The 18444-nt window shown below is 70.3% G+C and carries 17 protein-coding genes; 11 read left to right on the plus strand and 6 right to left on the minus strand.

Going from position 1 to position 18444, the window contains the following annotated elements; translation table 11 throughout:
• Nucleotides 1-72: 72 nt before the first annotated feature.
• Complete coding sequence (gene dnaQ / locus RT91_RS14035; protein WP_013641010.1) at nt 73-780, plus strand: DNA polymerase III subunit epsilon; 708 nt, start codon at nt 73-75, stop codon at nt 778-780.
• Here dnaQ and RT91_RS14040 read toward each other — a convergent pair.
• Together RT91_RS14040 and RT91_RS14045 are read right to left on the minus strand one after the other, a co-directional pair.
• The gene (locus tag RT91_RS14040; RefSeq protein WP_035187798.1) at nt 744-2834 is read right to left on the minus strand and encodes a S9 family peptidase; all 2091 of its coding nucleotides are present in this window, start codon (nt 2832-2834) and stop codon (nt 744-746) included. The two genes, dnaQ and RT91_RS14040, sit on opposite strands and share 37 nt — an antisense overlap.
• Nucleotides 2835-2847: 13 nt before the next feature.
• A complete protein-coding gene (locus tag RT91_RS14045; protein WP_035187799.1) occupies nt 2848-4524 on the minus strand; it encodes a formate--tetrahydrofolate ligase in 1677 nt (558 codons plus the stop codon).
• Between the two features lie 94 nt (nt 4525-4618).
• On the opposite strand from RT91_RS14045, the gene RT91_RS14050 reads away from it, so the two are divergent.
• Both RT91_RS14050 and speB read left to right on the plus strand, forming a co-directional pair.
• Entirely contained in the window at nt 4619-5068 is a 450-nt protein-coding gene (locus RT91_RS14050) for a hypothetical protein (RefSeq protein ID WP_035187801.1), read from the plus strand.
• A gap of 28 nt (nt 5069-5096) precedes the next feature.
• On the plus strand, nt 5097-6011 hold the full coding sequence (gene speB / locus RT91_RS14055; protein WP_007423713.1) for an agmatinase: 915 nt from the start codon (nt 5097-5099) through the stop codon (nt 6009-6011).
• Nucleotides 6012-6073: 62 nt separating this feature from the next.
• On the opposite strand, the gene RT91_RS14060 is transcribed toward speB, so the two are convergent.
• A complete protein-coding gene (locus tag RT91_RS14060) occupies nt 6074-6877 on the minus strand; it encodes a tetratricopeptide repeat protein (protein ID WP_013641012.1) in 804 nt (267 codons plus the stop codon).
• Nucleotides 6878-7061: 184 nt separating this feature from the next.
• Here RT91_RS14060 and RT91_RS14065 point away from each other — a divergent pair, with 184 nt between their 5' ends.
• Together RT91_RS14065 and RT91_RS14070 are read left to right on the plus strand one after the other, a co-directional pair.
• Complete coding sequence (locus RT91_RS14065) at nt 7062-8423, plus strand: amidase (protein WP_035187813.1); 1362 nt, start codon at nt 7062-7064, stop codon at nt 8421-8423.
• A 107-nt stretch (nt 8424-8530) separates the two neighbouring features.
• Nucleotides 8531-9706, plus strand: a complete 1176-nt coding sequence (locus tag RT91_RS14070; RefSeq protein WP_035187816.1) for a fumarylacetoacetate hydrolase family protein — start codon at nt 8531-8533, stop codon at nt 9704-9706.
• Between the two features lie 122 nt (nt 9707-9828).
• Here RT91_RS14070 and RT91_RS14075 read toward each other — a convergent pair whose 3' ends face one another.
• A complete protein-coding gene (locus RT91_RS14075; protein ID WP_035187818.1) occupies nt 9829-10461 on the minus strand; it encodes a LysE/ArgO family amino acid transporter in 633 nt (210 codons plus the stop codon).
• Between the two features lie 74 nt (nt 10462-10535).
• Here RT91_RS14075 and RT91_RS14080 point away from each other — a divergent pair, with 74 nt between their 5' ends.
• Entirely contained in the window at nt 10536-11423 is an 888-nt protein-coding gene (locus RT91_RS14080; protein ID WP_035187819.1) for a LysR family transcriptional regulator ArgP, read from the plus strand.
• 70 nt (nt 11424-11493) lie between these two features.
• Here RT91_RS14080 and RT91_RS14085 read toward each other — a convergent pair whose 3' ends face one another.
• Nucleotides 11494-12348, minus strand: coding sequence for a DUF2189 domain-containing protein (locus tag RT91_RS14085; protein ID WP_012040302.1), 855 nt, complete (start codon nt 12346-12348; stop codon nt 11494-11496).
• A gap of 166 nt (nt 12349-12514) precedes the next feature.
• Nucleotides 12515-13393 (minus strand): aldo/keto reductase family oxidoreductase, encoded by an 879-nt coding sequence (locus RT91_RS14090; protein ID WP_007424328.1) that lies wholly within the window; start codon nt 13391-13393, stop codon nt 12515-12517.
• 95 nt (nt 13394-13488) lie between these two features.
• On the opposite strand from RT91_RS14090, the gene RT91_RS14095 reads away from it, so the two are divergent.
• The 5 genes from RT91_RS14095 to RT91_RS14115 all read left to right on the plus strand — a co-directional run.
• Complete coding sequence (locus tag RT91_RS14095; protein ID WP_138919229.1) at nt 13489-14391, plus strand: LysR family transcriptional regulator; 903 nt, start codon at nt 13489-13491, stop codon at nt 14389-14391.
• Between the two features lie 114 nt (nt 14392-14505).
• Complete coding sequence (locus tag RT91_RS14100) at nt 14506-15450, plus strand: 3-keto-5-aminohexanoate cleavage protein (protein WP_007424330.1); 945 nt, start codon at nt 14506-14508, stop codon at nt 15448-15450.
• 45 nt (nt 15451-15495) lie between these two features.
• Entirely contained in the window at nt 15496-16434 is a 939-nt protein-coding gene (locus tag RT91_RS14105) for a 3-hydroxyacyl-CoA dehydrogenase (protein WP_007424331.1), read from the plus strand.
• Between the two features lie 186 nt (nt 16435-16620).
• On the plus strand, nt 16621-17709 hold the full coding sequence (locus tag RT91_RS14110) for an ABC transporter substrate-binding protein (RefSeq protein WP_007424332.1): 1089 nt from the start codon (nt 16621-16623) through the stop codon (nt 17707-17709).
• Nucleotides 17631-18444, plus strand: an 814-nt coding sequence (locus tag RT91_RS14115; RefSeq protein ID WP_152982834.1) for an ATP-binding cassette domain-containing protein, incomplete at its 3' end; no start/stop codon positions are given. The genes RT91_RS14110 and RT91_RS14115, both read left to right, overlap by 79 nt.

The raw sequence follows: 18444 nt of genomic DNA on the forward strand, positions 1-18444 counted from the left end.
ACTTTCCGATCCGATTGGATCGGATGTAGTGCTCGATCTTGTTGATGCTCTGGAGCAAAAAAGGGGGCGGCGATGTCGCGCGCGGTGCTGTTCGATACGGAAACGACGGGGCTGGAGCCGCTTGGCGGCGACCGGGTGATCGAGGTCGCGGCGATCGAGCTGTGGAACGACCTGCCGACCGGCAAGGTGTTCCACACGCTGATCGACCCCGAACGCGACATTCCCGCCGAGGCGAGCCGGGTGCATGGCATGACCAGCGCCGATGTCGCCGGCAAGCCGAAATTCGCCGAGATCGCCGCCGAATTGCTGGAGTTCTTCGCTGAGGATCCGCTGGTCGCGCATAACGCGCCGTTCGATTTCGGCTTTCTCGACGCCGAGTTCGCCCGCATCGGCCGCGCCGCCCTCGACAGGGCGAGGATGATCGACACGCTGGCGCTGGCCAAGCAGCGCTTTCCGGGGATGCCGAACTCGCTCGACGCGCTGTGCCGGCGCTTCGACATCGATCTCTCCGCCCGCACCACCCATAACGCGCTGCTCGACTGCAAGCTGCTCGCGGAGGTTTATGTCGAGCTGACCGGCGGGCGGCAGCGCGGGCTCGACCTTGCCGCCGAGAGCACGATCCGCCTCGTCGAATATCGCAGCGAGGGGCCGCGCACGCCGCGCCCGATCGTCGCGAGTGCGGCGGAGCTGGCCGCGCACGAGGCGTTCATCGAGAAGCTGAAGGAGCCGGTCTGGCGGCTCGATCAGGCTGCACCGACCGACCAGAGCGCGAAGGCGTAATTCAGCGCGGTCTGCTTCAGCGCGTCGAACCGGCCGGCGGCGCCGGCATGGCCGGCTTCCATGTCGATCCTGAGCAGCGCCGGCGCGGGGCCGGTGGCGAGCGCGCGCAGGCGGGCGACGAATTTCGCCGGCTCCCAATAGGTCACCCGCGGGTCGGACAGGCCGCCGGTGCACAGGATCGGCGGGTAGGCGCGGGGCGCGAGATTGTCGTAGGGCGAATAGGCGGCGATCGTGTCATAGGCGGCGGGGTCGGTGATCGGGTTGCCCCATTCCGGCCATTCCGGCGGGGTGAGGGGGAGCGTATCGTCGGAGATCGTGTTCAGCACGTCGACGAAGGGCACTTCGGCGATCACCCCGGCCCAGAGATCCGGCCGCATGGTGAAGGCGGCGCCGACCAGCAGCCCGCCGGCCGAGCCGCCCTGGGCGACGATGTTCCCCGCCCGCGCATATCCGCCGCCGATCAGCGCCTCGGCGGCGGCGATGAAATCGGTGAAGCTGTTCATCTTGTGCGCGGCGCGGCCGCCGAGGAACCAGTTCCAGCCCTTCTCGGTGCCGCCGCGGACATGGGCGATGGCGAAGATCCAGCCGCGATCGACCAGCGAGAGGATCGAGGTGCGGAACCACGGCTCCATCGGGATGCCATAGGCGCCGTAGCCGTAGAGCAGCAGCGGGGCCGCGCCGTCCAGCGCCTGGCCGCGGCGCATCAGCACCGTCACCGGGATCGACGCGCCATCGCCAGCCGGCGCGTCGATGCGCCGTGTTTCGTAGCGCGCGGGGTCGTGGCCGGAGGGGATGTCCTGGGTCTTGCGCAGGATCGCCGCGCGGGTGGCCAGATCGTAGTCGAAGGTCTGGCGCGGGGTGGTGGGCGAGGAATAGACGTAGCGGATCGTCCCGGTGTCGTATTCGAGGCCGGGTTCGGCGCGCAGCACATAGGCCGGCTCGTCCTGCGCGATCTCCCATTCGGCGCCGCCATCGCGCGGGGCGACGATGATGCGGGTGTTCGCCTCGACCCGTTCGAGCCGGACGATGTGGTGTTTCAGCGCGAAGGCGCCGACGAGGTAGCGGCCCGGCCGGTGCGGCACGAGGTCGCGCCAGTGCGCACGGCCCGGGGCATCGAGCGGCGCCTCGACCAGCTTGAAATCCACCGCGCCGTCGGCATTGGTGCGGATGACCAGCCGGTCGCCGGCATCATCGACATCGTAGCGCAGGCCCGGCTCGCGCGGGGCGATGAGCGCGGGCGGCGCGGTCGGGTCGTCGCCGGGGATGCGCCAGACCTCGCTGGTGTCCTGGTTGCCGGCGGAGACGAGGATCGAGCCGCCGGACAGGCTGGTCTCGACGCCGAGAAAGAAGCCGGGATCGGGCTCGGCGTAGACCAGCGTGTCGCCGCCATCGGCCAGGGCGCGGCGGAACACCTTGGTCGGCCGGCCGTGATCGTCGCGGAAGACCCAGAAGATGAAGCGCGCGCAGGGGGAAAAGGTGAAGTCGCCGCTGCAGGATTCGATCGGCGGGGCGGGCTCGGCGCCGGTTTCGATCTCGCGGACATGGATGCGGTAGACTTCCGACCCTTGGGTGTCTTCCGCCCACGCGAGCAGGCGGTGGTCGTCGCTGTGCGCGACCGCCGGGGCGGAGAAGAAGGCATGGCCCTTCGCGCGCGCCGGCAGGTCGAGCAGCACCTGCTCGGCGCCGCCGGCGCGGGGCGTGCGGGCGATGACCGGATGCTCGGCGCCCGGATCGAAGCGGCGGTAATAGGCGTAGGGGCCGTGCGGCGCGGGCACGGTCGAGTCGTCGTCCTTGATCCGGCCCTTCATTTCGGCGAGCAGCGTCGCCTGGAGGTCCTTGGTGCCGGCGAGCACGGCATCGGTATAGGCGTTCTCGGCGAGGAGATGGGCGCGGATCTCGGGATCGAGGGCGGAGGGGTCGCGCAGCACCGCCTGCCAGTTGGCATCGCGCAGCCAGGCATAGTCATCGGTCCGCACCCGGCCGAGTTGTTCGATGCGGACCGGCTTGCGCGCGGCGGCCGGCGGGGTGGGTTGGGGCGCGTTCGGCGTGTTCATGGGGGCCCTACGCTCAGAACAGGCCATGGATCGCGCCATCGGGGTCGAGCCCGATCGCCTCGGCGGCGGGGATGCGCGGCAGGCCGGGCATGGTCATGACATCGCCGGCGAGGGCGACCACGAAGCCGGCGCCGGCGGAGAGGCGGGCATCGCGGATCGGCACGGTGAAGCCGGTGGGCGCGCCGCGGCGGGCCGGATCGGCGGTGAAGCTGTACTGCGTCTTGGCGACGCAGACCGGCAGGTGGTCGTATCCCTGCGCCTCGAACCGGGCGAGGCGTTTGGCCGCCAGCGGCGAGAGCTCGATGTCGTCGGCGCCGTAGATGCGCTGGGCGATGGTGCGCAGCTTGTGCGGCAGCTTCATGTCGTCCGGGTAGAGCGGGGCGAAGCGGGCGGATTTCGCCGCGATCGTCTCGATCACCGCCTGCGCGAGGTCGGTGGCGCCGGCGCTGCCATCGGCCCAATGGGTGCAGAAGCAGATCCGCGCGCCGCCATCCTCGTCGAGTGCTGCGCGCAGGGCCTCGCGCTCGGCCCCGGTATCGGTGACGAAGCCGTTGATCGCGACGATCACCGGCAGGCCGAAGGCGCGCATGGCGGCGACGTGGCGGCGCAGATTGGCGGCACCGCGCGCGACCGCGCCGGGATTCTCGGCGCCGAGATCGGCCTTGGCCACCCCGGCATGCATCTTCAGCGCCCGGATCGTCGCGACGACGACGGCGCAGGAGGGCGCGAGCCCGGCCTGCCGGCACTTGATGTCGAGGAATTTCTCGCCGCCGAGATCGGCGCCGAACCCGGCCTCGGTCACCACGATGTCGGCCAGCTTGAGCGCGGTGCGGGTGGCGATGACCGAGTTGCAGCCATGGGCGATGTTGGCGAAGGGCCCGCCATGGACCAGTGCCGGCGTGCCTTCCAGCGTCTGCACCAGGTTGGGTTGCAGCGCGTCGCGCAGCAGGGCGGCCATGGCGCCGACGGCCTTGAGATCGGCCGGGGTGACGGGCGAGCCGTCGCGCCGCTCGGCGACGACGATGCGGGCGAGGCGGCGTTGCAGGTCGTCGAGATCGCGGGCGAGGCAGAAGATCGCCATCACCTCGGAGGCGACGGTGATGTCGAATTTCTGCTCGCGGGCGGCGCCGTTCGCCCCGTCGCCCAGGCCGAGAACCGTCTGGCGCAGGGCGCGGTCGTTCATGTCGATGGCGCGGCGGAAGGCGATCCGGCGCGGGTCGATGCCAAGCTCGTTGCCCCAGTAGACATGGTTGTCGAGCATCGCGGCGAGCAGGTTGTTGGCGCTGGTGATGGCGTGGAAATCGCCGGTGAAATGAAGGTTGATCTCCTCCATCGGCGCGACCTGGGCGCGGCCGCCGCCGGTGGCCCCGCCCTTCTGGCCGAAGCACGGGCCGAGCGAGGGCTCGCGCAGGGCGATCATCGCCTTTGCGCCGGCGGCGCGCAGCGCATCGCCGAGGCCGATCGAGGTCGTCGTCTTGCCCTCGCCGGCGGGCGTCGGGCTGATGCCGACGACGAGCACCAGCGCGCCGTCCGGCCGGTCTTCGAGCGAGCGGATGAAGCCGCCATCCACCTTGCCCTTGTAGCGGCCATAGGGGATCAGCGCCTCGGCCGGTATGCCGGCGGCGGCGGCGGCAATCTCGCCGATCGGGCGCAGGCGTGACGCGCGTGCGATGTCCAGATCCGACGCCATGAATCCTCCCGTTTTTCCTTTCCGTCTTATGTCCGCGCGGCCATGGGGAAGGCAAGGCTTGCCGTGCGGTGTCCCGCACCGGTAAATAGCGCTCATGACATTGCCGTTCTCCTTCCCGGCCTGGATGCCTGCCTGGCTCGGGCTGGTGCTGCTGCTCGTCGGCCTGCTCTATGCGCTGGCGATGCTGGCGATGCCGTTCTCGGTGTTCGGCGTGAAATCCCGCCTGGAGGCGATCGAGGAACAGCTCGATCAGGTGCAGGAGGAACTGCGCATCCTGACGATGCGGCTGCCGGAACCGCTGCGCGGCGTGACCGTGGATGACGGGCTTTACGACCCGTTGCCGCGCAGCGCCGCGGGGTATGACCGCCCGGCGGTCCGGCGTCCGGCCGCCGCCGCGCCGCCACCGCCGATGCCCGAGCCGCCCCGCCCGGCCCCGCCGCGCGAGGCGCCGGCGCGTGAACCACTCGGCCGCGAAGCCCCCCGCCCCCGTGGCCCGGCGCCGCGCGGCGTGCCGCCGCGGCGGATCGAACCGCGGCTCGACTAGGCCGCGAACCGACTGCTAGTCTGCGCCCATGACACAGTTTCAGGGCGCCGACGCGCCGACTTTCGCGACATTTCCCACCTTTCTCGGGCTCGATCGCCGCGCGCGCGACGCGGCCCATGTGGTGGCCGGCATTCCGCTCGATGTCGGCGTGACCAACCGCGCGGGCACGCGGTCCGGCCCGGCGGCGATCCGCGTCGCCTCGCGCATGCTGGCGGGCAACCACCATCCGCACTACCGCGTCATGGTCGATGACATGGACCTTGCCGATGCCGGGGATTTCGCCATCGCCCTCGGCGATCTGCCGGGCAGCCTCGCGCTGATCGAGGCGCAGGCGGCGCAGATCGGCCATCTGGTGGCGCTGGGCGGCGAGCACGGCATCACCCTGCCGTTGCTGCGCGCGCTGGCGAAGGCGCGCGGCGGGCCGGTCGGGCTCGTGCATTTCGATGCCCATGCCGACACCTGGGCCGAGAATTTCGGCCAGGTCTACAGCCATGGCTCGGTGTTCTATCACGCGCTGAACGAGGGGCTGGTCGATCCGCGCCGGATGATCCAGATCGGCATTCGCTCGCCGCTGCTCAACGAGGCGCATGACTGGACGCTGGCGCAGGGGGTGACGATCCTCTCGGCGCAGGACGTGCATGAGCAGGGGGTGGACCGCGTCGCCGAACGGATCCGCGCGGTGGCGGGGACGGGGGCGACCTATCTCAGCTTCGACATCGACTGTCTCGATCCCGCCTTCGCGCCGGGCACCGGCACGCCGGAAATCGGCGGGCTGGCATCGTGGCAGGCGCAGGCGCTGCTGCGCCGGCTCGGCGGGATCGATTTCGTGGGCATGGATCTCGTCGAGGTCGCGCCGGCCTATGACGTGAGCGAGATCACCGCCCTGGCCGGGGCGACGATGGTGTGGGAGTATCTCGCCCTGCTCGCCTCGCAGGGGCGCTGAAACGAAAGGCCCGGCATCGGGGGATGCCGGGCCATTGACGCCGCGCGTTCAGGCGCGCCGGCCTACCAGTTGTTGTCGGGATCGAAATCGTTGCCGCCGCCGGCATCGCCGCTGTCCCAGCCGGGATTGCCGAGCAGGCCGTCATCGCGGTCGGGCGGTGGGGCGCCGGGGTCGCCGCCGGAGGGATCGATCATCGGCGTGCCCGCGTGGCTGCCGCCGGCCAGTCCGTCGATGATACGCTCGCCGGCGGCGAAGCCGGCGCCGGCGGCGAGGCCGGTCATCAGCGAGCTGCCGAGCCCGCCGCCGCCGAAGCCGCCGCCCATCCCGCCACCGGGAGCGCCATAGGGCGGGGCACCGTTCGGCGGCATGCCGCCGGGGCCGTAGCCGGGCGCGCCGGGCCAGGGTGCCTGCATCGCGCGGCGGTTATGGCCGAACCAGCGCACCAGCAGGAACAGCACCACGAGCCCGCCGATCACCAGCACCGCGGGATGGACGTGCACGCCGCTGCGCGGCGCGGCCGGGGCGGCGGCGAGATGCGCCTTCAGCGCGGCGACGCGGCCCGGATCGGCGAAGGGCAGGCCGGGCGCATAGGCTTCGGCGCGCGCGAGCGAGGCGCGCGCGGCGGCGATGCGGCCGGTCGCGTCCTCCGCCTCGGCCTTCAGGTACCAGGCGACGCCGCTCTGCGGATGGGCGCGCAGCGCGCCGCGCAGATCGGCCAGTGCGGCGTCGGGATGGCCGCCGGCGATCAGCGCCTGGATCTGCTGCGGCGTCGGCGATGCCGCCCGCGCCGGGGCGAGGGACAGCCCGGCCCCCGCGAACAGGGCCGCCGCCAGCAGGATGGTGCGAAAGATCTTCAACCCCTTCATTAGGGACCTCCGCGGGCCGGTGGTGGTGGGAAAAAGCGCCAACCCGTGCCGCCAATATAGGCAGGGGGCGCTGCAAATCACAGATCCGTGCGCTGGCGTGCCGCGCCGGTCGCCTGCCGGGTCTCGACAGCTTCGCGCCGCGCGGCGAGACTTGCGCCGACGCCGCACAGGAGAGCCGATCCCGATGACCGACAGAGAGTCCCGCCTGCCCACGCTCGACCGTCTTGCCCGCGACCTTGAAGCGGGGCGCACCACCGCCGCAGCACTGGTCGAGGACTGCCTCGCCGCGATCGCCGATCCGGCGGGGGACGGGGCGCTGACCTTCATCTCGGTCGATGCGGCGGGCGCGCGGGCGGCGGCCGCGGGGTTCGACGCGATGCGCCGCGCCGGCATGGCGCCCTCGCCCTGGGCCGGCATCCCGATCGCGGTGAAGGACCTGTTCGACATGGCGGGGCAGGAGACCCGCGCCGGCTCGAAGGTGCTGGCGGGATGCGGGCCGGCGGCGCAGGACGCGCCCGCGATCGCCCGGCTGCGGCGGATGGGCTTCGTGCCGATCGGCCGCACCAACATGACCGAGTTCGCCTATTCCGGCATCGGCACCAACCCGCATTACGGCACGCCGCCGGCGCGCTGGCGGCGCGAGGAGCGGCGGATTCCGGGCGGCTCGTCCTCGGGCTCGGCGGTCGCGGTGGCGGCGGGGATGGCGCATGCCGGCATCGGCACCGACACCGGCGGCTCGTGCCGGATTCCGGCGGTGTTCAACGATCTCGTCGGCTTCAAGCCGACGGCGCGGCGGATTCCGCGCGAGGGCGTGGTGCCGCTTTCGTCCTCGCTCGACTCGGTCGGGCCGCTGGCGCGCTCGGTGGGCTGCTGCGCGCTGCTCGATTCGATCATGGCCGGCACGCCGGAAGCCCCGCCGGCGCCGGCGGAACTGGCCGGGCTGCGGCTCGCGGTGCCGCGCGACGTCGCGCTCGATGCGCTGGACGACGAGGTCGCCGCCGGGTTCGACGCGGCGCTGCGCCGCCTGTCCGCGGCGGGGGCGCGGATCGAGACCATCGCCATGCCGGAATTCGCCGAGGTCGCGAAGCTGAACGCGCGCGGCGGGCTGACCGCGGCGGAGAGCCATGCCTGGCATCGCCCGCTGCTGGCGCGCGGTGCCGAGGCGTATGATCCGCGCGTGCTGGTGCGGCTGCGCCGGGGGGCGGAACTTTCGGCGGCGGATTACATCGACCTGCTGGCCGGCCGCGCCGATCTGGTGGCGCGGGCGCGGGCGCGGCTCGCCCCGCATGACGCGCTGCTGATGCCGACCGTCGCCATCCTGCCGCCGCGCATCGCCGATCTCGACGACGACGCGGCCTTCACCGCGGCCAATCTGCGGGTGCTGCGCAACCCGACGCTGATCAACATGATCGATGGCTGCGCGATCTCGCTGCCGCTCAATGCGCCCGGCGCGGCCCCGGTGGGGCTGATGGTCTGCGGCGTGGCGGAGACGGACCGGCGGATCTTCGCCATCGCCGCGGCGATCGAGGCGCTCGGCCCGGCCTGACCGGGCGCGCCGCGCAGGGCGCCCATTCCCGCCGTCGCGTTGCGCCACCGCCGTGGCGCTCTATGCTCGGCGGAGCCTGACCGGCCAATGACAGGGGGAGACAGCAGATGACAGACCCGATCCGTGTGGACGACGCGTTGCCCGAGGATGCCGACCGCGCGGCCCTGGTCGGCCGCGCCTGGCTGCCCGGCGTGGGGCCGGTGGTGGTGGCGCTGCGCGGCGCCGAGCTGATCGACATCACCAGCCGCGCGGTGCCGACGTCCTCCGCGCTGTTCGCCCTCGACGACCCGGCCGGGCACGCCCGCGCGGCGGCGGGGCAGACGATCGGGCGCGTGGACGAGATTCTCGCCAACAGCGACGAGGCGACGCACGATCCGTCGCGCCCCTGGCTGCTCGCGCCGGTCGACCTGCAGGCGGTCAAGGCTTCGGGCGTCACCTTCGTGGTCAGCCTGCTGGAGCGGGTGATCGAGGAACAGGCGCGCGGCGCGCCGGAGAAGGCGACGCAGATCCGCGCCGATCTCGACCGGCTGATCGGCGCCGACCTGCGCGCCCTGCGCCCCGGCTCGGAACAGGCGATGGCGGTGAAGGCGGCGCTGATCGAGCGCGGCCTGTGGTCGCAATATCTCGAGGTCGGCATCGGCCCGGATGCCGAGATCTTCACCAAGGGCCAGCCGATGAGCGCGGTGGGCTTCGGCGCGCATGTCGGCATCCATCCCGGTTCGAGCTGGAACAATCCCGAGCCGGAGATCGTCGTCGCGGTCTCGCCGGCCGGGCGGATCGTGGGGGCGACGCTCGGCAACGACGTCAACCTGCGCGATTTCGAGGGCCGCTCGGCGCTGCTGCTCGGCAAGGCGAAGGACAACAACGCGAGCTGCGGCCTCGGCCCCTTCGTGCGGCTGTTCGACGCGGGCTTCACGCTCGACGATGTCCGCCGCGCGCGGCTCGACCTCACGGTCGAGGGGGCGGACGGGTTCCGCCTCGAGGGGATGAGCTCGATGACCGAGATCAGCCGCGATCCGGCGGATCTGGTCGAGGCCGCCGCCGGGGCGCACCACCAGTATCCGGACGGGTTCGTGCTGATGCTGGGGACGATGTTCGCGCCGATCCAGGACCGCGATCGGCCGGGCGAGGGCTTCACCCACAAGGACGGCGATCTCGTCACCATCGCCTCGGCCCGGCTGGGGCGGCTGCGCAACCGCGTGCGGCCCTGCCCGGATTGCGCGCCCTGGAGCTTCGGCACGCTCGACCTGATGCGCAGCCTCGCCGCGCGCGGCCTGCTCTGATCGGCTGAGGCCCGATTCGCCCGCGCCCGCGATGAGGTGGTTGGCGCGTCTCCGACGGGCGGCGGCGTGTCGCGCGGCGCTGGATCGGCGGCCCTCGGTATCTCGCGGTCAGGGGGACGACATCAGGGCGCCGACCCCAGAACCACGCGGACGATCAGAGAGGCGGCGAGCGCCAGCATCGTGATGCCGACCAGGGCATCCAGCACGCGCCATGCGGCGGGCCTTGCGAAGACGGGCTTCAGGATGCGCACGCCGTAGCCCAGCGCCGTGAACCAGGAGAAACTGGCGCAGACGGCGCCAAGGACGAAAATCGGGCGTAAGGGGGCGGGCTGCGCCGACCCGATCGTGCCGAGCAGCAGCACCGTATCCAGGTAGACATGCGGGTTCAGGAAGGTGAAGCCCGCCGTGGCGGCGAGGGCGCGGCGTAGGGTGAGGCTGCCGTTTTCGGCCATCGTGACCGCGGCGGGACCCAGCATCCGGCGCAATGCGATCAGGCCGTACGAGGCGAGGAACGCCGCGCCGCCGAGGGCGAGCAATGCCGTGAACTGGGGCGCGGCGCCCAGAAAGGCGCCCACGCCGCTCACGCCGGCCACGATCAGGACGGCATCCGCGACGCCGCAGAACAGCACGATCGGACCGACATGCTCGTGCCGCAGCCCCTGCCGCAGCACGAAGAGATTCTGGGCGCCGATCGCGACGATGAGTGCCGCGGAGGACGCGAACCCGGTGAGGAATGGGGGGAGAAGATTTGTCATGCGTGGATCTATGAGGCTGGCCCGCGCATTAGGACAGCTTGTTTTTCTAAGGTCGATTAAGTGATACTTCAGAGATGCTTGATTATTCCGCCCTGGCCGCCGTCGGCGCGGTGATCCGCGAGGGCAGCTTCGAACGCGCGGCGCACGCGCTGGGAATCACCGCTTCGGCGGTTTCCCAGCGCGTGCGCGGCCTTGAGGAACGGCTCGGCTCGGTTCTGATCGTCCGCGGGCAACCCTGTGTTCCCACCGATATGGGCCGTGCCCTTTGCGCGCATCTCGATCGGGTCAGGCTTCTCGAGGACGATCTGGCGCCGGCCCTCGCCCTGACGGGGGCGGTCTCGCCGCTCACGCTGAAAGTGGCCGTGAATGCGGACAGCCTGGCAACCTGGTTTCCTCAGGCGGCCGCCGCGTTCGGGCGCGGCGCGGGGATCCTGCTCGACCTCGCGCTGGATGACGAGGCCCATACGGCCGACCGGCTGCGCTCGGGCGAGGTGCTGGCCGCGGTGACGGCCGATCCCGAACCCGTGCAGGGCTGCCGGACGATCCTGCTCGGTGCGCTGCCCTATGTCGCCTGCGCCAGCCCGGATTTCATGGCGCGGCATTTTGCCGGGGGCGTGAACCGGGACACGCTCATGCGGGCACCGCACATGCGGTTCGACCGGCGGGACGCGTGGCAGGCGCGTTGGGCATCGGAGGCGCACGGCGTCGAGCTTGCCGCGCCGACGCACTGGATTCCCTCGACGCATGCCTTTCTGGATCTCTGCATCGCCGGGCTGGCCTGGGGGTTGCACCCGGCGCCGCTGGCCGAGCCGCATCTCGCCGCCGGGCGTCTGACCGAATTGCCGCCCGGCCTGCGGATCGACGTGAAGCTGTACTGGACCGTGGCCCGTCTGCACGCCAGGGCGCTGGAGACACTGACCCGCGCGGTTTGCGCCACCGCCGCCGAATGGCTCGACGATTGATCTTCGCCCCTATGGGCCGCCGGTCTGGCCCAGTGACGCCGGCGCTACGCACGTTCCTGGCCGCCGCCGCTCAGTCGATGATGCGCCGGTAGAGATGCCAGGTGGAATGCCCGAGGATGGGCAGGACGATGGCGATGCCGAGCAATCCGGGAACGGCGCCCAGTGCGAGGCCGACCAGGACGATCAGTCCCCACAGGCCGAGAATTGCCGGATTCCGCCGCAGCGCCCGGATCGATATCCCGAGCGCCGCGGGCATGTCGGCGGGTCGGTCGAGCAGCAGAGGGAAGGACGTGACGCCGATGGCCAGCGCCGCGACCGCAAACACGAAGCCGGTGCAAAGCCCGGCGGCCATCATCGCCCAGCCGGCGGGCGTGGTCAGCGCCGCCGCCACGAAAGCCGCGAAGGACCGCGGTTCGGCCGCCCCGAGGGTCCGGATGTAGATGAATTCCGCCGCCCCGAGCCACAGGAGCAGGAGGAGGATCTGCAGGCCGCCCATCGCCAGGATCGCGCCGATCTGCGGCGAACGCAGGATGCCGGCGGCCTCGATCACCCTCGGCGTGCGGCCGGTTTCGCGCAGGCGGCTCAATTCCATCAGCCAGACCGACGCCAGCGGCCCGATCAGGGCAAAGCCGGCCACCAGGGGCACGACGAGCGGCAGGAGATGTCCGTTCGCGACGACGGCGCTGAGGAAGAGACCGGCAATCGGGAAGACGAGGGCGAGGACGACGATATCGGTTCGGTCGGCTTCGAAATCCTCGAACCCGCGGCGCAGCGCCACGGCCAGATCCTCGATGCCGATCCGGCGGATGTTCACCGGAAGCGTCTTCGCCTCGGCCCAGTAGGTCTCGCCATCGGCGGCGCCGATTTCCTCCACGGCGTGCCCCGGCGCCGACAGCGCCCATTCGATCGGATTGCGGATATGCATGGCGACACTCCCCCCGGATCTCGAAAGATTGGGTGGTGCTTCGCGCCCCGCGGAACAACCGACGGGCGCGCCGCAACCGTCATGCTCCGGTCGCATGGCAGAGGCGAGCGGCGGCGGTTGGCTTTCGCCGGCCCGCCGCGGGCGAGGGGGACGCGGGGCGATCAGGTCATGCCGGTCCGGCGCCCTGGATGTCGTTCAGTTCGTCGCAGTCGGCCGCCGACAGCTCGAGGCCCGCGGCGGCCAGGTTCTGCCGCAGGTGATCCGCCGATGCCGTGCCCGGGATCAGCAGGATGTTCGAAGACCGCCGGAGCAGCCAGGCCAGCGCCACCTGCATCGGCGGCACGCCGAGGCGTCCGGCCACCGAGGAGAGTTTCGATGACTGCAGGGGCGTGAAGCCGCCGAGCGGGAAATACGGCACATAGGCGATCCGCTCTTGCGCCAGCGCGTCGATCAGGGCGTCGTCGTCGCGATGCGCCAGGTTGTAGTGGTTCTGGACGCAGACGATGTCGGTGATCCGGCGGGCTTCCGCGATCTGTCCGGGCGTCACGTTGCTCAGCCCGACATGGCGGATCAGCCCCTGCCGCTGCAGTTCGGCGAGGACGGAGACCGGTTCTTCGATCGAGCCCTCGGCCGGGCCGTGCATGGCGTGCATGCTGCGGAAATTGACGACCTCCAGCCGTTCGAGGCCGAGATTGCGGAGATTGTCGTGAACGGCCCGGGTCAGTTCCGCGGGCGCAAGTGCCGGCAGCCAGGAGCCGTCATCGCCGCGGCGCGCGGCAACCTTGGTGACGATGACGAGGTCGTCAGCGTAGGGATGCAGCGCCTCGCGGATCAGCTGGTTGGTGACGTGCGGGCCGTAGAAATCGGCGGTGTCGATGTGATTGACCCCGGCGGCCACGGCTTCGCGCAATACCGTGCGGGCAGCCTCGGGGTCCCGGGGCGGGCCGAAAACGCCCGGCCCCGCGAGCTGCATCGCGCCGTAGCCGAGGCGCCTGACGGGCCGGTCGCCGAGGGTGAAGGTGCCGGACGGGTCTATGCTGGACATGATCTTCTCCATGCTGTGGATGGATCACAGCTGGCGACTGACCATCCGCATGATAATCCGCTACAATCCATACGGCTTGTGCGGGAACATGAACAATCGGACCTGATCTCGACGCCTTGAACGCCTTCATGACCGTGGCGCGTGCCGGCGGCTTCCGCGAAGGCGCGCGCGTCAGCGGCGCCAGCGCGTCGGCCCTGAGCGAATCGGTGCGCCGGCTCGAGGCCGCGCTCGGCGTGCGGCTGCTGCACCGGACCACACGAAGCGTCGTGCCGACCGAGGCGGGGGCGCAGCTCATCGAACGGCTCGGCCCGGCATTGCGGGAGGTGGAGGACGCGCTCGATGTGGTGAACGTCTTCCGTGCCCGACCCGCCGGAACACTGAGGCTCAATGTCCCCGTCAGCGCGGCCCGGCTGGTCCTGCCTTCCATTCTTACGCCCTTTCTCGCCACGTTCCCGGAGATCCGGGTGGAGATCGTTGCCGAGGATGATTTCGTCGACTTTGTCGCGGCGGGGTGCGACGCCGGGATCCGCTATGACGAGCGGCTGGAACAGGACATGATCGCCGTGCCGATCGGCCCGCGCGTCCAGCGTTTCGCGACGGCCGCCGCCCCCGCCTATCTCGACCGGCGGGGCCGGCCGGCGCACCCGCGCGACCTGCTCGCCCATGCCTGCATACGGGGCCGGTTCCGCAGCGGCGCGATGCCACCCTGGGAGTTCGAGCGCGACGGCGAGATCGTGAAGATCGATCCGGCCGGCCCCTTGCTGGTCAGTTCCGGAACCGCCGCCGATCTTGCGATTTCGGCTGCCCTTGCCGGTGCCGGAATCATCTATCTCTTCGAGGACTGGCTGCGGCCGCATCTCGACAGCTTCATGCTCGAGCCGGTCCTGGAACCGTGGTGGCAGGCGTTTTCCGGCCCGTTTCTCTATTATTCAGGCCGGCGCCTGTTGCCGGCGCCGCTCAAGGCGTTTGTCGATTTCCTGCGGCAGGCCGGTGGATAGGCCCGACCGCCGCCTTCGTCTGGTCGAAGCGGGCGCACCAACGGTCGCGCGTCCGGCGAGGTTTGCCGGCTGACGGGATTGCTTGGTAAGACACGGTGGACAGGGAGGTCGGTCATGAGCCTATCGGGCGCAACGGGGCGGAAGGTCATCATCACGTGCGCCATCACCGGCGCCATACACACGCCGAGCATGTCGCCGCATCTGCCGGTGACGCCGGAGGAGATCGCCGATTCGGCGGTCGCTGCCGCGGAGGCGGGGGCGGCAATCCTGCATCTGCATGCGCGTGATCCGGAAACCGGCAGGCCCGACCAGTCGCCTGAGGCATTCGGGCGCTTCCTGCCGCGGGTGAAGCAGCGGACCAACGCCGTCATCAACCTGACCACGGGCGGCGCGCCCTACATGACGGTCGAGGAACGGGTGCAGCCGGCCGCGACGTTCCGGCCGGAGGTTGCCTCGCTGAACATGGGGTCGATGAATTTCGGCCTGTTCCCGATGCTCGACCGGTTCAAGGACTTCAAGCATCCGTGGGAGCGGGAGGCGCTCGAGACTTCGCGCGACCTGGTTTTCCGCAATACGTTCCGCGATATCGAATTCGTGCTCCGCACGCTCGGCGAGGCCGGCACGCGCTTCGAATTCGAGTGCTACGATACGGCGCATCTCTACAATCTCGCGCATTTCCTCGGGCGCGGCCTGGTGAAGCCGCCGCTGTTCATCCAGACGGTGTTCGGCATTCTCGGCGGGATCGGCCCGCATCCTGAGGACGTGATGCACATGAAGCGGACGGCCGACCGGCTGTTCGGCGACCAGTATCGCTGGTCGGTCCTGGGGGCGGGACGCAACCAGATGCCCATCGCCGCGCAGGCCGCGGCGATGGGCGCCAATGTCCGCGTCGGGCTGGAGGACTCGCTCTGGATCGGCCCCGGCCAGCTCGCGGAATCCAACGCCCAGCAGGTGCGCAAGGTCCGGCAGATCCTCGAGGGACTCGGCCTCGAGATCGCGACGCCGGACGAAGCGCGGCAGATCCTGTCCCTCAAGGGCGCCGACCGGGTCGCGTTCTGAGCGACGGGTCTGGCTGCGACATAATCGGCTGAATTGGAGAGTGGAATGAAGATTGCGGTTGTGGGTGCCGGCCTCGTCGGCTCGGCCTGGGCCATCGTGTTCGCCCGCGCGGGACATGACGTTGCCGTGTACGATGCGGTCGAGGGCGGCGCGGACCGCGCCATCGGCCTGATCGGCGACCGGCTGAAAACCCTCGAAGAGGTCGGCCTGATCGAGGATGCTGCGGCGGCCGGCCAGCGCGTCCGCGTGGCGGCGTCGCTCGCCGATGCCGTCGTCGATGCCGCCTACATCCAGGAGAGCGTCTTCGAAACGGTCGAGCAGAAACGCCAGATCTTCGCGGCGCTGGACGCGGTGGTGGGCCCCGAAACGCTGATCGGCAGCTCATCGTCCGGCATTCCGGCGTCCGCCTTCACCGATCATGTCGGCTGCCGCGAGCGATGCCTGATCGCCCACCCTGTCAACCCGCCCTATCTCATTCCGGTCGTCGAACTTGTTCCCGCGCCGTGGACGGCGGCGGCAACGGTGCAGCGGGTGCGCGCGCTGATGGAAAGCGTGGGCCAGGAACCCGTCGAACTGACGCGGGAAATCGAGGGCTTCGCGCTCAACCGCCTGCAGGGGCTTCTCCTCGCCGAGGCCTGGAAGCTCGTGGCGGACGGGATCATGTCGGTCGAGGACGTCGATCGCACCGTCTCCGCCGGGCTCGGCCTGCGCTGGAGCTTCATGGGTCCGTTCGAGACGATCGACCTGAACGCGCCCGGCGGCGTCGCCGACTACGCGCGGCGCTTCCGGACGATGTACGAAACCATCGCGGGCTCGCGCGGCGTCGATCTCGGCTGGGACGACGCGCTGATCGCCGAGGTCGAGCGCCAGCGGCGGGTCGCGCTCCCGGCCGACCAGCTTGCCGAGCGTTCGGCCTGGCGCGACCGCCGGCTGATGGCCCTCATGGCTCACAAGCGCAGTTCGCAAGATCCGGCGGCCGGCTGATTTCCCGATCGGCCCGATCCGGAATAATTGTACCGCCGGTCCACGACCGGGATGCAAACATCGCTTTGGTCACCCGGTTCGTGGTGTTAAGGTCGAGATCCGACAAGAAACAGAAATCCGGCGTTCGCCCTGGCCGATGATCGCCCGCAGCAATGAGGGTGGCGCCGATGGGGAAAGGAAACGATCATGACCCGGCGGACTGGAAACCCTCTCGGCTTCGCCCTGGCTCTGGCTTCGACCGCTACCCTCGTCACCGGCCTCGCCATCCCTCGCGCCATGGCGAAATCAACCGCCCATGACGGCATCGCCCTCAGCAATTCCTACGCCGGCAACAGCTGGCGCCAGCAGATGCTCAAGATGTGGAAGGAAGCCAGCCACCAGGCCATCTCCGGCGGCATCGTCGCGAAAACCAAGATCGTCAACGCCGACAATTCCGCCTCCCAGCAGGAATCCCAGATCGAGGATCTGATCCTCGAGGGCTGGAAGGCCATCGTGATCGACGCCGCCTCGCCCACGGCGCTGAACGGCGTCATCGCCAAGGCCTGCCACGCCGGCATCGTCGTCGTCGCGTTCGACAGTCTCGTCACCGCCCCCTGCGCCTACAAGGTCGCCTACAACTACGTTCACATGGGGCAGATCGAAGCCCGCTTCGTCGCGAAATCCCTGCACGGCAAGGGTAATGTGCTGGAAGTCCGCGGCATCGCCGGAACCTCTGTCGATACCGATATCCACAAGGGGATCGTCGAGACGTTCAGGAAATATCCGAAGATGAAGATCGTCGGCTCCGTCCACGGCGACTGGACGCAGAGCATCGCGCAGAAGGCCGTCGCCGGCGTGCTGCCCTCGTTGCCGCATATCGAGGCCGTCGTTACCCAGGGCGGCGATGGCTATGGCACCTACGAAGCCTTCATGGCCGCCGGGCGGGGAACGCCGCTGATCATTTTCGGCAACCGCCAGGTCGAGCTTTCGCTCTGGGCGAAGCTGGACAAGAAGCCGGGCGGATACCACACGATCTCGCTCTCCTCGGCGCCCGGCGTGTCGTCCATCGCCTTCTGGGTTGCCCAGCAGATCCTCGCTGGCGCGAAGGTGCCGAAAGTGGTGAACGTCCCGCTGCTGCAGATCCACGCCAACCAGCTGCAGAGCTGGCTCAAGGTGCTGCCGCAGGGCGCTGTCGCGACACCGCTCTACAGCCAGACATGGACGGAACGCCTGATCGCGGCGAATCTCCACCACACGGCGCCGCCGGCCTCGCCCGGCCCGGAGACGCTGCACTGACCGCAGCCGCCGCCCCCCTGATCCGGCTCGCGGCGATCGCCCGCGACTTCGGCAGCGTGCGGGCCCTGCAAGGGGTGGATCTGGACATCGATGCCGGGCGGATGCTCGGCATCGTCGGCCATAACGGCGCGGGAAAATCCACGCTGATGCAGATCATCGCCGGCACCCTGCCGCCATCCTCCGGCGCGATCGCGGTGGCCGGCGCGCCCATCCCCGCCTATGGCGTCCGTGCCGCGCATGCGCTCGGCATACGTTGCGTGTTCCAGGAACTCTCGCTCTGCCCCAACCTCACCGTCTTCGAGAATGTCGGGATCATGCATCGGAGCCTGCGCGGCGCCGGCTGGCGCGGGCGCGCCCGGCACCTGATCCGCGCCTCGCTCGACGCGATCTTTCCCGGCCACGGAATCGACCCGGACCGCCAGGTCAGTTCGCTGTCGATCGGCGAGCGGCAGATGGTGGAAATCGCCCGCGCCTTCAGCGAGACCGAGGAGAAGGTCCGCCTCGTCATCCTCGACGAGGCGACGGCCTCGCTCGCCGGCCATGCCGCAACCCAGCTCCTCGACTTCACGCGCGCCGCCCGCGCCCGCGGCATCGCCTGCGTCTTCATCTCCCATCGCCTCGCCGAGATCCTGGCCTATGCCGACGATATCGTCGTGCTGCGCGATGGCGGCATCGTCGGCACGGCGCCCGCCTCCGGGCTCGACGAAGACCGGCTTGTCGCGATGATGGGCGAGG

The sequence above is a fragment of the Acidiphilium sp. JA12-A1 genome (assembly GCF_000724705.2).
In the GTDB taxonomy this organism is placed as follows: Bacteria; Pseudomonadota; Alphaproteobacteria; order Acetobacterales; family Acetobacteraceae; genus Acidiphilium; species Acidiphilium multivorum.

What these genes read in the sequence shown, in the direction of transcription:
- RT91_RS14045 (WP_035187799.1), bottom strand. Translation starts at nt 4,524, where the DNA reads ATGGCGTCGGATCTGGACATCGCACGCGCGTCACGCCTGCGCCCGATC.
- RT91_RS14090 (WP_007424328.1), bottom strand. Translation starts at nt 13,393, where the DNA reads ATGTCCAGCATAGACCCGTCCGGCACCTTCACCCTCGGCGACCGGCCC.
- dnaQ (WP_013641010.1), top strand. Translation starts at nt 73, where the DNA reads ATGTCGCGCGCGGTGCTGTTCGATACGGAAACGACGGGGCTGGAGCCG.
- RT91_RS14085 (WP_012040302.1), bottom strand. Translation starts at nt 12,348, where the DNA reads ATGCATATCCGCAATCCGATCGAATGGGCGCTGTCGGCGCCGGGGCAC.
- RT91_RS14040 (WP_035187798.1), bottom strand. Translation starts at nt 2,834, where the DNA reads ATGAACACGCCGAACGCGCCCCAACCCACCCCGCCGGCCGCCGCGCGC.
- RT91_RS14080 (WP_035187819.1), top strand. Translation starts at nt 10,536, where the DNA reads ATGCTTGATTATTCCGCCCTGGCCGCCGTCGGCGCGGTGATCCGCGAG.
- RT91_RS14070 (WP_035187816.1), top strand. Translation starts at nt 8,531, where the DNA reads ATGACAGACCCGATCCGTGTGGACGACGCGTTGCCCGAGGATGCCGAC.
- speB (WP_007423713.1), top strand. Translation starts at nt 5,097, where the DNA reads ATGACACAGTTTCAGGGCGCCGACGCGCCGACTTTCGCGACATTTCCC.
- RT91_RS14110 (WP_007424332.1), top strand. Translation starts at nt 16,621, where the DNA reads ATGACCCGGCGGACTGGAAACCCTCTCGGCTTCGCCCTGGCTCTGGCT.
- RT91_RS14060 (WP_013641012.1), bottom strand. Translation starts at nt 6,877, where the DNA reads ATGAAGGGGTTGAAGATCTTTCGCACCATCCTGCTGGCGGCGGCCCTG.
- RT91_RS14100 (WP_007424330.1), top strand. Translation starts at nt 14,506, where the DNA reads ATGAGCCTATCGGGCGCAACGGGGCGGAAGGTCATCATCACGTGCGCC.
- RT91_RS14075 (WP_035187818.1), bottom strand. Translation starts at nt 10,461, where the DNA reads ATGACAAATCTTCTCCCCCCATTCCTCACCGGGTTCGCGTCCTCCGCG.
- RT91_RS14105 (WP_007424331.1), top strand. Translation starts at nt 15,496, where the DNA reads ATGAAGATTGCGGTTGTGGGTGCCGGCCTCGTCGGCTCGGCCTGGGCC.
- RT91_RS14065 (WP_035187813.1), top strand. Translation starts at nt 7,062, where the DNA reads ATGACCGACAGAGAGTCCCGCCTGCCCACGCTCGACCGTCTTGCCCGC.
- RT91_RS14050 (WP_035187801.1), top strand. Translation starts at nt 4,619, where the DNA reads ATGACATTGCCGTTCTCCTTCCCGGCCTGGATGCCTGCCTGGCTCGGG.